The organism is Staphylococcus capitis subsp. capitis, from assembly GCF_040739495.1.
GTDB classification, from domain to species: Bacteria; Bacillota; Bacilli; order Staphylococcales; family Staphylococcaceae; genus Staphylococcus; species Staphylococcus capitis.
This window is the reverse complement of record NZ_CP145263.1, coordinates 1,204,810-1,218,050: the sequence shown is the minus strand read 5'-3', so window position 1 is coordinate 1,218,050 and position 13,241 is coordinate 1,204,810. Positions and strand designations below refer to the sequence as shown.

Genomic DNA, 13,241 nt, shown 5'->3' with positions numbered 1-13,241 from the left:
GCTTAACAACTTATATTGGCGAATGACTTATTAATGAAATAAAAGCGAGTGTCTGCACTAATTTGGGTGGAACCGCGGGTTAAAAATTGTAAGTAACCATATTGTATTATAACAATACATATGAGTAAAAATACTTTTTAAAACTCGTCCCAAGATAATAATACATTACTAATATGTATATATTGTCTTGGGGCGTTTTTTATGTCTAAGGAGAGTTAATTTATGGCAAAAGATATGGAAACAATTGTTCAATTAGCAAAACATAGAGGGTTCGTATTCCCCGGTAGTGACATTTACGGTGGTTTATCAAATACATGGGATTACGGCCCGTTAGGCGTTGAACTTAAAAATAATATTAAAAAAGCTTGGTGGCAAAAGTTCATCACACAATCTCCATATAATGTGGGTATTGATGCAGCTATTTTAATGAATCCAAAGACTTGGGAAGCTTCAGGTCACTTAGGCAACTTTAATGACCCTATGATCGATAATAAAGATAGTAAAATTCGTTATCGTGCGGATAAATTAATTGAAGATTACATGCAAAAAGAAAAAGGTGATGAAAACTTCATCGCTGATGGATTAAGCTTTGATGAAATGAAACAAATTATTGATGATGAAGGTATTGTATGTCCTGTAAGTGGCACTGCAAATTGGACTGATATTCGTCAATTTAATTTAATGTTTAAAACTTTCCAAGGTGTAACTGAAGATTCCACTAACGAATTGTTCTTACGTCCTGAAACAGCTCAAGGTATTTTCGTTAACTATAAAAATGTACAACGTTCAATGCGTAAAAAATTACCGTTCGGTATTGGTCAAATCGGTAAATCTTTCCGTAACGAGATTACACCTGGTAACTTCATTTTCAGAACAAGAGAATTTGAACAAATGGAGTTAGAATTCTTCTGCAAACCTGGTGAAGAAATTGAATGGCAAAACTTCTGGAAAACTTTTGCAAGTCAATGGTTAAAAGATTTAAATATTAATGAAGAAAATATGCGTTTAAGAGACCATGATGCAGATGAGTTATCTCACTACTCTAACGCTACAACTGATATTGAATACAAATTCCCATTTGGTTGGGGCGAATTATGGGGTATCGCAAGCCGTACAGACTTCGATTTACAAAAGCATAGCGAACACTCTGGTGAAGACTTTAAATATCACGATCCAGAAACAAATGAAAAATATGTTCCGTATTGTATCGAACCTTCATTAGGTGCTGATCGTGTAACGTTAGCATTCTTATGTGACGCATATGAAGAAGAAGGTGTTGAAGGAAGTAAAGATGCACGTACTGTAATGCATTTCCACCCTGCCTTAGCACCATATAAAGCTGCGGTATTACCTTTAAGTAAAAAATTATCAAGCGAAGCGATTAAAATCTTTGAACAATTAAGTCAAAGCTTCTCTATTGATTTCGACGAATCACAATCAATTGGTAAACGTTACCGTAGACAAGACGAAATCGGTACACCATATTGTATTACATTCGACTTTGATTCATTAGAAGATAATCAAGTAACTGTACGTGACAGAGATTCAATGGAACAAGTACGTATGCCAATTTCAGAATTAGAAACATTCTTTGCAGAGAAAGTTAAATTTTAATAACTTATTACCCAATAATACTCTTACTTTGACACAATAAATGTTTAGGTAAGAGTATTTTTATTGCATAAAAAATCCACACTATTCCGTTTATCGAAATAAAACGGTTTAGTGTGGATCACTTTCTAATCTTTTAAGTTGATTAATTAATTTTTGACTCTTAAAAAGCATACCAGCATATTCTCTATAGAGCATGATAATAAGTTCTGACATCTCATCTAAGATTTCTTTATGAATACTCAATGAATTCATTTTATTGATAGGTAGTTTTTGTAGTATATCTAATAGATAAAGCGAGCGATTTGTTAATTTGAAAGCGTGTGGATCCTGATATAATACTTCTTCAGAGATTGCGCCATCGAATTTGAAACTATAACCTACTAATTTAGATTGATCTTCATTTCCAGTAATCACACACTGATTAAATGAAGCTGTAAATCCAAATTTAGACATACACTTCAATAATACTACGATAGACATGAGTTGTGCTGATGTGCCCTCTGCTATCTTAGTAAGTACAAAATAGAGTAAGTCATAATTGTACTTCGAAACTTCATTTTCTTCCATAGATCTTTCAATAGTCTCTGTGCATAACGATGCATAACTACTTTCAAATAAATCAAGCTGTAATTCATAATGTTGATTAATCACATCTACAGAATTGAGTGTTCCCATGCCACGCCATTTATTATAAATAAATAAGCCATACACAAACATTTGTGTATGAGCTTGTAATCCAGATTTAACTTTTTTCGCACGTCGAGCCATCAAAGGTATTTTAGCGCCATATTCATTTAAAATTGTGATGATTTTATCAGATTCGCCATAATCTACTGATTTGATTATGATGCCTTTTTGTTTCATTAACATGACTCATTCACCGACTCTCTATCAATCAATCTTGGTCTTCTACATAACCAATTTGTCGTATAAAGTTTACTTTATTTCTCCAATCACGTTGTACCTTTACCCAGAGTTCTAAGTAAACTTTAGATCCTAATAGCATCTCTATATCATGACGTGCACGTTTACCTACCTCTTTAAGTTTTTTACCACCTTTACCGATGACTATACCCTTTTGAGAATCACGCTCAACGTAAATCGTTGCTTCAACTCTAACTCTGTCTTCATCTTCTTTAATCATTCTATCAACATTAACGCCTATTGCATGAGGTATCTCTTCACTTGTTAAATGTAATATCTTTTCACGGATAATTTCGCTAACAACAAATTGTTCTGGGTGGTCAGAAATTTGGTCGTCAGGATAGTATTTCGGACCTACAGGTAAATAAGATTTCAACACATCTATAAAGTGATCTACATTCAATCCCTCAAGTGCTGAAATTGGTATAATTTCTGTGAAGTCCATATATTCTTTATATTTTTCAATTCTAGGCATCAAAGCATCCGGATGCACAAGGTCAATCTTATTTAATACTAAAAAGATAGGCGTTTTAACATTTTTAAGCATTTCCATGATATATTCATCGCCACGACCAATATCTTCGTTTACGTTAACCATAAACATAATTGCATCTATTTCTGATAGTGTATTCTTGGCAACTCTCATCATATAATCACCAAGTTTATGTTTAGGTTTGTGAATACCTGGCGTATCAATGAAGATGATTTGTGCATCGTCTCTTGTCATGACGCCTTGAATTTTATTACGTGTTGTCTGAGCTTTATCTGACATAATCGCAATTTTATGCCCTATTACTCTATTTACAAATGTAGATTTACCAACATTAGGTCGACCAATGATGGATACAAATCCTGATTTATGTTCTTCTGTCATTAATTTAAATCCTTTCCTGAAAATCCTAATGGTAATAATTCGTTTACAGTAGACTTAATCATTTCTCCTTTATGATTAGTCATATACACAGGCATATCATCATCGCAAAGTTCTTTAAGTACTTGTCTACAAGCCCCGCATGGTGAGGAGGGTTTATCCGAATCAACAGTAACGGTTATCGATTCAAAATCCCCTGGTTTGTATCCTTCTGAGATTGCTGCAACAAGACTTGAACGTTCAGCACAAATTGCCATGGAATATGCAGCATTTTCTACATTTGCTCCATGAAAACTACGTCCGTCCTTAGTTCTTAAATAGGCACCAACTTTGAAGCGACTATATGGAGCATAAGCTTTACTTTGTGCCTCTCTAACTTCCTTAAAGTAATGCGATTGATAACTCATTTATTTTCCTCCCAAAAATAAACTTAAAATATGTGGTACAAAAACTATTAATCCAATACATAATGCTAAAACAGACACAATTACAACACTAAAAGCAGCGATATCTTTAGCGTGTTTAGCATATTCATGATAATCGGTTGTTACCAAATCAACCACAAATTCAATTGATGTATTGATAGCTTCTAGACTCAATACTAAAGCTATTGAGAATAATATAAACATCCACTCAGATCGATTGATATGAAAAATAAACCCCATAATAATAGCGATAATTCCTGCTAATATGTGAAGTAAGAAATTTTGGTCTTTTTTCAAAATGGCTGTAAAGCCATCATAAGCGTATTTAAAACGTCTCATTATTATGATTCTCTTGTTAAACCATATGCATTAAGAATTGCATCTTGTCGACCAAACATTTCTTTTTCATCTTCATCTGTCATATGATCATATCCCAATAAATGTAAAAAACCATGTAAAGCTAAGAAACCTAATTCACGTTCAAAAGAATGTCCGTAATTTTCAGCTTGTTCATGTGCTACATCTGTACATATAATAATATCGCCTAAAACTCGAGGTATATCAAGTTCATTCATATCGATTTCTGGCTCGTCTTCTTCTAAAGCGAATGAGATGACGTCAGTGACTTTATCTTTATCTCTATACATTTTATTGATATTTTGAATTTCATCTTTATCTACAAATGTTACTGAAAGTTCAGCCTCACTATCAATATGTTCTTGTTTTTTAGCAAAGGTAAGTAATGAATCTATTTGTTCATACCATTCATTCTTTACTAAATCGGTATGGTCACTAAAGTCAATTGTAAACATTTACTCAACTCCTTCATAACGATCTATAATTTTACTTACAAGTGGATGTCTTACAACGTCACTTTGATCTAATTTCATAATACTAATTTCATTGACCCCATATAATTTCTTAATTGCTTCTTTTAAGCCACTTTTTACACCTTTTGGTAGGTCGATTTGAGTTTGGTCACCTGTAACTACCATTTTTGAACCAAAACCTAAACGAGTTAGGAACATTTTCATTTGTGCGTGCGTTGTGTTTTGAGCTTCATCTAAAATAACAAACGCATCATCTAATGTTCTACCTCTCATATAAGCAAGTGGCGCAATCTCAATAATACCTCTCTCGATGAATCTCTCAGTTTGTTCTCTACCTAATACTGTATTTAATCCATCATATAGAGGACGTAAATATGGATCTACTTTTTCTTTTAGGTCACCTGGTAAGAAACCTAAAGATTCTCCTGCTTCAACAGCTGGCCTAGTCAATACGATACGTTTAACTGAACCTTTACGTAATTGTTTAGCTGCATATACAACTGCTAAAAATGTTTTACCTGTACCAGCAGGACCTATTCCAAATACTAAGTCATTTCTCTTCATAGCATTGATATACATACGTTGTCCCATTGTTTTAGCACGAATCGTTTTACCAAATGCATCTTTAGTAATCTCTTCATCATACAAATCAAGTAAATGTTGAATTGTATTATTGTCTGCCATTTTAATAGCAGCCTCTACGTCTTTAAGTGTAATTGTATTACCTAATTCTATAACTTTAAGTAAATTGGTGAGAACTAATTCTGCTTTTTCAACATGCTCTAATTTTTCGCCTTTAACTGCTATTTCTTGACCTCTAGCATGTATCACGACATCAAAATTATCTTCAATAGTTTTTAAATGCTCATCATTATTTCCCATTAAAGCTTGTGATTGATTAATGTCGTCAATTTGAATTATTCCTGGCATAAACGCGCTCCTTTACAAGTTACAATAATAAGTTTTATTAGCTAAAAATTTTAGACTAATTTGTTATTTTTAATAAAAACAATATCCAAACACATTATATCATTCTTATTCATCTTAATGATGTGATTATGCTTTGCTTCAAAATTATTGAACAAATACTACTGAATATATATTATTTCTTACTAAAATTTTACTAAACTCATACTAATTAGACAAACTAAAAAGAGAGTAAAACAGTATTCAATATTTAAGCATGAATACATAGTTTTACCCTCTAATGTTAATACAATAGCTAATTCTTTAATTTTTAATTAAGAAATTTAAAGTTGCTTTGGCTTACTTAAAACTTCTGACCAAATCAGACCATTTATTACTTCATCTTTATCAAATTGAAAAGCAGAATGAGACATATTATGTTCAATGTTTTGAGAATTAAGTAATTGTTTTAAGCGATAACGTTTAGTTCTCTCTGATAAATACTTATCCTCAATAATGTCTCTTGCTTTTTTCTCAATCAATTCGAGTTGTTTTTCTTTTTCTCTATCAATTTCGTTGCGAACATTTTTTAAATCCTGAGTCAAATTGGACTCGAGTTCTTTTCTTAATTTTTCTGCACTTTCATCTCGTGAAGTTGAAGTAACAGGTTGAGGTCTAGGATTATCCTGGTTATATGGTGTTGGATCAGGTTTAGGATGATTTTTGACTTCCGATTGTTTATGCGTTTCTTTAGACGATTTATTTTCTGTTTGAGAGTTAGCATCTTCATCTTCAAGGTTTTTACTTAAAGGTGGAAGCGTCTCTTCAAATTCTCTTCGTTGCTTTTTCTCGGGTTCATCATTTAATTCATCGTTAATTTCTTTAAATGTTTTTTCTAATTCTTCAAAGAAACCACCTTTTTTGGGTTGATTATCACCTTGCGTATTTTGAGGTGGCTTTTGATTTTGTCTGCTTTCATGACTTTTATCACGTAGCGCGCTAATACCGGTTACAATAACAGATATTATAAATATGATAATACCGATATTCATTTAATCACCTCATTATTTATTGTTCTGGTGATTCGTCATCATTCTGATCAGTACGTTTGTTAATAGCATTTCTCATGCCAGTATCTGCTTCAATATTTTTAAGATTATAATAATCTTTAACTCCAATATTACCTGATCTAAGAGCTTCAGCCATTGCTAATGGTACTTCTGATTCAGCTTCAACTACTTTCGCTCTCATTTCTTGTACTCGAGCTTTCATTTCCTGTTCAGAAGCTACTGCCATAGCACGGCGCTCTTCAGCTTTCGCTTGAGCAATATTCTTATCTGCAAGAGCTTGCTCAGTTTGTAAATCAGCACCGATATTTTTGCTAATATCTACATCTGCAATATCAATGGATAAAATTTCAAAAGCAGTACCTGAATCTAAACCTTTACTTAACACAGTTTTAGAAATATTGTCTGGATTTTCTAGAACCTCAGTGTGATGCTCACTTGAACCAATTGTAGAAACAATACCTTCACCTACACGGGCAATAATTGTTTCCTCTCCAGCACCACCGACTAATCTTGCTATATTTGCGCGAACTGTAATACGAGCTTTTGCCTTAACTTCAATACCGTTCATCGCTACACCAGCAATAAATGGTGTTTCAATAACTTTAGGGTTAACTGACATTTGAACTGCTTCAAGTACATCACGACCTGCTAAATCAATTGCCGCTCCTCGTTCAAATGGTAAATCAATATCTGCACGTTGTGCTGCGATATTTGCATCAACAACTCTATCAACGTTACCACCAGCTAGGTAGTGTGACTCCAATTGATTTGTTGTTAATTTTAAACCTGCTTTATGTGCTTTAATTAAAGGTGCAATGACCTTTCTAGGTGAAACTCTTCTTAAACGCATACCTACAAGGGTACCAATACCTACGTGAACGCCTGCTGCTATAGCAGAAATCCATAATCCTATAGGTACAAAAGAAAATAGTATGAGTAAAGCTACTACAATAATTACAGCAATGATTATAAAACCAATACCAAACATTAAATCGCTCCTTAATTTTATTCTATTTCTCTCACAACTACACGCGTACCTTCAACCTCAAGAATTTTTACTTGTCTATTTCTTAAAATAAATGTGCCGTCTGAAACTGCATCTATTCTTTCATCGTCACAAGTAATAATCCCAGCAGGTCTAAGGTCAGTGATTGTTTGAGCAGTTTTACCTACAAGGTGAGAGCGGTCGTCATGTGAACGATAACCAGCCTCTGAATTTGTTGAATCTTTTAAGATCACTTTATCAAGAAATGGTATTTTCTTGTTGAAAATTTTCACTAATATCACCCATTCAATTATTGATAAAATTAACGCAACTATTACATTACCAAGCATGAGTATAATATTATTTCCTAGCATGATGATACTGAGAGTTATGAGTAGCATACCAATAATACCTATCACAGCACCAATGATAAACAGTTCTATAATAACTAGTATGACACCAATAGTAAACAATAATACTGATAAAACATTTACATCTCCATTGATAAGGAATCCTAAAAATAAAAGTAATAATGCTAGTGAAGCAATAATTCCAATCAAGTTAATGCGTTTTGAATATAATTGATACAAAAAGCCTAGGAAGATTATACACGTAAGAATTAGTGAAATAAAAGGTTGAGTAATAAAACTTGATAGATTATCAGCCCAACTATTTTCACTAGTGAATCTTGTAAAAAGCAACGTATGTATTAGATAGGAGTAATTCACTATTTCACCTCGCCCTCATATTAATTATACATGAAAACGCACCCATTATATAGTATTTCACTAATATATAAATTGGTAATTTGTATCTTAACAATTTAATTTTAATAATATTTGTTTATTTATCTGAAAAATGAAAAAGATTTAATTAATTGAGCAATACGTTTAAATAATTTTACGAGAATAATTAAAGTAGTTAGCATAGTATAAAAAAATACCCTAGTTCTAATAACTAGGGTATCTATTATATATAATTAACATTCGTGTTGAGGGAGTCAACAGAGCTATTAATTATTTGAATTTACGTTTACGTGCAGCTTCTGATTTCTTTTTACGTTTAACGCTTGGTTTTTCGTAAAATTCACGTTTACGTACTTCTTGAATTGTTCCACTTTTTGATACTGAACGTTTAAATCTACGTAAAGCATCTTCTAGTGATTCGTTTTTACGTACTACTGTTTTAGACATCTGTATTTCCCTCCCTCCAAATATCAACGGAACTTTATAGTCATCACATAGTAAAAACTATGCAACTATTAGTATAATATAACTCAAATAGGTGGTCAATTAGTAAAATTTACATTTTTTAAATATTTAGACAAGTACTTCTTCTTCAGATTTATTCGTAGCATGCTCAACTACTCTAATGGCTTTACCATCATTTAGAGGATAGTCAGCTTTAAGAATTTTTACTTTAACAATTTGTCCAATTAGTGATTCATCACCTTCAAATTGAACTTTCATATAGTTATCTGCATAACCTACCAATGTATTCGGTTCTTCGCCTTTTTCTTCAGGTATTACTTCAAGCACTTCATTTTCAAATTTAGAGGCATACTCTTTAGCAAGTTGGTCACTTAAAGCAATCAATTTATGCACACGTTCATTCTTAACAGATTCATCGATTTGATCGTCCATTCGAGCTGCTGGTGTACCGATTCTTGGTGAATATGGGAACACATGTAATTCAGAGAATTGATGTTTAACAATAAAATCGTAGGTTTCTTGAAATTCTTCTTCAGTTTCTCCAGGGAATCCTACTATTACATCACTTGTTACAGCTAAGTCAGGCAATGCTTTGTGTAATTCTGTTAATCTCTCAGAGAAATGTTCCATAGTATATTTACGTCTCATACGTTTTAAAACTGAATCTGAACCAGATTGTAACGGAACATGTAAATGTCTTACTACTTTGTTTGAATTGCCAATAACCTCTATTACTTCATCGGTTAATTGGCTCGCTTCGATAGATGAGATTCGGATACGCTCTAAGCCTTCAATTTCATCTAAATCTCTTAACAATTGCGCTAGATTATAATTTTTTAAATCTTGACCATAACCACCAGTATGAATACCAGTTAAAACAATCTCTTTATAGCCAGAGTTTACTAATTGTGAAGCTTGTTCTACAACTTTCTCAGGATCACGTGATCTCATCAAGCCGCGTGCCCAAGGTATAATACAAAACGTACAAAAATTGTTGCATCCTTCTTGGATTTTTAAAGAGGCTCTAGTTCTATCGGTAAAGTAAGGAACTTCTAGCTCCTCATATGTACGATTCTTCATTATATTACCAACACCGTTAATTGGTTGTCTCTCTTCTTGGAATTGATCAATATAGTCTAATAATTTATGACGGTCTTGAGTACCGACAACTACATCCACGCCAGGAATTTCCATAATTTCAGCTGAAGATGTTTGTGCATAACAACCTGTAACGCATACAACTGCTTTAGGATTTTGTCTGATCGCACGTCTAATAATTTGTCTACTTTTTTTATCTCCAGTATTCGTAACAGTACAAGTATTAATAACAAATACATCTGCATTTGTTTCAAAATCTACTCTATCGTAATCTGCTTCTTTAAATAATTGCCATATTGCTTCAGTTTCATAGTGATTGACTTTACAACCTAATGTATGAAATGCAACTGTTGACATCGTCTTCACCCCAATAATTCTTTTTCAAAACTCACTGCACTCAAAGCATATAGAGGTGCAGTTTCTGCCCGTAAAATACGTGGACCTAAGCCTACTAAAGTACTATTTTCACTGAATAAAGACACTTCTTTATCAGATAAACCGCCTTCAGGTCCAAATATCATTAAAACACGATCTTGTGTTTTAAATTGCTTTATAATTTGTTTAAAATGACTTAAATCACCATGTTTAGCCTGTTCTTCATATGCTATAAGAACATAGTCATAATGACTTATAATATCATAAATTTCCTGTAAATTCGACTTAAAATAAATATTAGGAATTGTTAAACGATAACTTTGTTCTGCAGCTTCTTTAATAATTTTTTGCCATCTTTCTAACTTTTTAGCAACTTTAGATTCATTCAATTTAACTACTGAACGGTCCATACCAACTGCAATAAATTCATTAGCGCCCATTTCAGTTGCTTTTTGAATCATCCATTCATACTTATCAGCCTTAATCAATCCGCTACAAATAGTGATATGTTGAGGTAATTCTGTTTCAATGTTTTGTTTATCTTTTAACTCTAGTTCAACATAATTATCGTTTAAAGCTTTTATTTGACACTTGTACACTGTTTGATTTAGAAATGTAACGATAACTGAATCACCTTCACTATAACGCATGACATTTTTTATATGATGAATATCTTCTTTATTTTCAATAAAAAAGCGCTGAAGTTTATCAGCGCTTTGATTAATAAAATATCTTTGCAAATTAATCACTCACTTTCTGACCAACGATGCAGACCCAACCGTTGTCATGTTCTACAGAAATGATATTAAAACCAACACGCTTCATATGAGATTCTATCTCTTCATATTTTTCTTCTATAATACCTGAAGTAATAAAATATCCTTCTTCAAATAATGTATTATAAGCATCTTCTATCATTTCTTCAATAATGTGAGCAAGAATATTTGCAATAACGATATTATATTTCTCTTTTTCTTCTTTTAATAAATTACCGGGAACAGCTTCAATTGCGTCTTCACAACGATTCTTTTTGAAGTTCTCCTTAGCAACATTTACTGCCATTTCATCAATGTCTAATGCTTTAATTCTTTTAACACCAACGAGATGACTGGCAATACTTAATATACCTGAACCTGTTCCAACATCAATAATAGAATCAGTTGTTTGAACATATTCTTCAATAGCTTTTAAACACATACTAGTAGTTGGGTGGTCACCTGTACCGAAAGCCATACCAGGATCGAGTTCAATACATAACTCATCACTGTTTTCTTTTGTGTAAGTTTCCCAACTTGGAACTATGGTAAATCGATTAGAAGCTTTAAAGGGACGGAAATAATTTTTCCATTCATTCGCCCAATCCTTCTCCGCAATTCCCTTTTCTGAAAATGTAAGTACTCCTTTATCTAAATTTGATACATTTAAAATATTATTCTTAATACTCTTTCTGAGTTCATCATTGAATGTAAGTTCATTAAAATAAGCTTTTAAACGAACACCACTACTAGGATAATCTTCAGGGTTTAATTCATAAATCTCACCAAATTTATCTGATGGTGGTGTTTCTAAGTCTCTTGAATCTTCAATGACTACACCATTAGAACCATGATCTTCAAGTATCTCAGTTACTTCAAATTCAACATCGTGATTAACTACAATTGAGAGTTCCGTCCAATTCATTCTCTATTCTCCTTTGAAGAATCTTTTTGCTCTATCTTTAAAATTAGAAGGTTGTTCACTCACGTCTTCGCCATTAATTTCAGCAAATTCTTTCATAATTTCTTTTTGTCTATCGTTCATTTTAGTTGGAGTAACTACTTTAATATTAACGAATAAATCTCCATAACCATAACCGTGAACGTTCTTAATACCTTTATTTTTAAGACGGAATTGCTTTCCTGTTTGTGTACCTGCAGGTATTGTTAGCACTACATTACTATTTAAAGTTGGTATTTTGATTTCATCGCCTAAGGCAGCTTGAGGGAAGCTCACATTTAAATTGTAGTAAATGTCATCTCCATCACGTTCAAATGTATCGGAAGGTTGAACTCTAAACACTACATATAAATCACCGTGAGGACCACCGTTTACACCTGGTGAACCTTCACCAGCTAAACGAATTTGTTGTTCAGTATCTACACCTTCTGGAACTGTAACTTCTAATTTAACAGTTTTATTTTCAGTTCCTTTACCGTGACAAGTAGGACATGGCTCTTCAAATTCTTGACCACTACCTTCACATTTAGGACAAACTTGTTCAGTTCTGACTCTACCTAAAATTGTATTTTGTTCGACGGAAACATGACCAGCTCCATTACAATAGCTACAAGTTTTTTTACTTGTTCCAGGTTTCGCGCCTTCACCATCGCACGTATGACATGTTACATCTTTTCTAATAGAAATTTCTTTTTTAGTACCAAAAACAGCTTCTTCAAAGGTAACAGTCATAGTATATTGTAAATCATCACCTTTACGTGGCGCATTAGGATCACGTTGTCTTGAACCACCACCGAAGAATGAACTGAAAATGTCTTCAAATCCACCTCCGCTAAACCCGCCAAAGTCTCCGCCACCGAAACCTTGACTACCGAATCCTCCTTGTGGGCCTTCATGTCCAAACTGGTCATAATTTGCACGTTTATTATCATCACTTAAAACTTCATAAGCTTCGGAGATTTCTTTGAATTTTTCGTCTGCGCCTTCTTCTTTATTAATGTCTGGATGATATTTTTTTGATAATTTACGATAAGCTTTTTTAATTTCGTCCTTAGAAGCGCTTTTACTTACGCCTAAGACTTCATAATAGTCTCTTTTGGCCACAACTATCTCTCCTTTTATACGTTTAACAAGATTAGTTTATCTGATTAATTCTTACTATCCAAATAAAAAGCCAAAGCCAATGTTCAATTGACTTTGACTTTTTTGGCTTAGT

15 protein-coding genes are annotated in these 13,241 nt (G+C 32.9%); 1 reads left to right on the top strand and 14 read right to left on the bottom strand.

Translation table 11 applies throughout. The features are described 5' to 3' along the window. Positions 1-222: 222 nt before the first annotated feature. Positions 223-1,614, top strand: a complete 1,392-nt coding sequence (locus V6C74_RS06165; protein WP_002453350.1) for a glycine--tRNA ligase — start codon at positions 223-225, stop codon at positions 1,612-1,614. Positions 1,615-1,722: 108 nt separating this feature from the next. Here the strand turns inward: V6C74_RS06165 and recO are convergent, their stop codons facing one another. The 14 genes from recO to dnaJ all read right to left on the bottom strand — a co-directional run bounded on the left by recO (position 1,723) and on the right by dnaJ (position 13,129). Further along, on the bottom strand, positions 1,723-2,478 hold the full coding sequence (gene recO / locus V6C74_RS06160; protein ID WP_016898194.1) for a DNA repair protein RecO: 756 nt from the start codon (positions 2,476-2,478) through the stop codon (positions 1,723-1,725). A gap of 31 nt (positions 2,479-2,509) precedes the next feature. After that, a complete protein-coding gene (era, locus tag V6C74_RS06155; RefSeq protein ID WP_002436750.1) occupies positions 2,510-3,412 on the bottom strand; it encodes a GTPase Era in 903 nt (300 codons plus the stop codon). Then, complete coding sequence (gene cdd / locus V6C74_RS06150) at positions 3,412-3,816, bottom strand: cytidine deaminase (RefSeq protein WP_002453352.1); 405 nt, start codon at positions 3,814-3,816, stop codon at positions 3,412-3,414. Before cdd ends, era begins: the two co-directional genes overlap by 1 nt. After that, positions 3,817-4,173, bottom strand: a complete 357-nt coding sequence (locus tag V6C74_RS06145; protein ID WP_002453353.1) for a diacylglycerol kinase family protein — start codon at positions 4,171-4,173, stop codon at positions 3,817-3,819. Positions 4,174-4,175: 2 nt separating this feature from the next. Next, complete coding sequence (gene ybeY / locus V6C74_RS06140; protein WP_002436567.1) at positions 4,176-4,646, bottom strand: rRNA maturation RNase YbeY; 471 nt, start codon at positions 4,644-4,646, stop codon at positions 4,176-4,178. After that, a complete protein-coding gene (locus V6C74_RS06135; protein ID WP_002453354.1) occupies positions 4,647-5,594 on the bottom strand; it encodes a PhoH family protein in 948 nt (315 codons plus the stop codon). 320 nt (positions 5,595-5,914) lie between these two features. Further along, a complete protein-coding gene (locus tag V6C74_RS06130) occupies positions 5,915-6,622 on the bottom strand; it encodes a hypothetical protein (RefSeq protein WP_002453355.1) in 708 nt (235 codons plus the stop codon). Positions 6,623-6,638: 16 nt separating this feature from the next. Beyond that, on the bottom strand, positions 6,639-7,628 hold the full coding sequence (floA, locus tag V6C74_RS06125) for a flotillin-like protein FloA (protein ID WP_002436747.1): 990 nt from the start codon (positions 7,626-7,628) through the stop codon (positions 6,639-6,641). A 17-nt stretch (positions 7,629-7,645) separates the two neighbouring features. Next, the gene (locus V6C74_RS06120; RefSeq protein WP_002436552.1) at positions 7,646-8,353 is read right to left on the bottom strand and encodes an NfeD family protein; all 708 of its coding nucleotides are present in this window, start codon (positions 8,351-8,353) and stop codon (positions 7,646-7,648) included. 288 nt (positions 8,354-8,641) lie between these two features. After that, entirely contained in the window at positions 8,642-8,818 is a 177-nt protein-coding gene (rpsU, locus tag V6C74_RS06115; RefSeq protein WP_000048060.1) for a 30S ribosomal protein S21, read from the bottom strand. Between the two features lie 126 nt (positions 8,819-8,944). Then, the gene (gene mtaB / locus V6C74_RS06110) at positions 8,945-10,291 is read right to left on the bottom strand and encodes a tRNA (N(6)-L-threonylcarbamoyladenosine(37)-C(2))-methylthiotransferase MtaB (protein ID WP_002453359.1); all 1,347 of its coding nucleotides are present in this window, start codon (positions 10,289-10,291) and stop codon (positions 8,945-8,947) included. Between the two features lie 5 nt (positions 10,292-10,296). Next, positions 10,297-11,049 (bottom strand): 16S rRNA (uracil(1498)-N(3))-methyltransferase, encoded by a 753-nt coding sequence (locus V6C74_RS06105; protein WP_002453360.1) that lies wholly within the window; start codon positions 11,047-11,049, stop codon positions 10,297-10,299. Position 11,050: 1 nt separating this feature from the next. Beyond that, on the bottom strand, positions 11,051-11,989 hold the full coding sequence (prmA, locus tag V6C74_RS06100; RefSeq protein ID WP_016898196.1) for a 50S ribosomal protein L11 methyltransferase: 939 nt from the start codon (positions 11,987-11,989) through the stop codon (positions 11,051-11,053). 3 nt (positions 11,990-11,992) lie between these two features. Beyond that, complete coding sequence (dnaJ, locus tag V6C74_RS06095; protein WP_002453362.1) at positions 11,993-13,129, bottom strand: molecular chaperone DnaJ; 1,137 nt, start codon at positions 13,127-13,129, stop codon at positions 11,993-11,995. Positions 13,130-13,241: the final 112 nt, after the last annotated feature.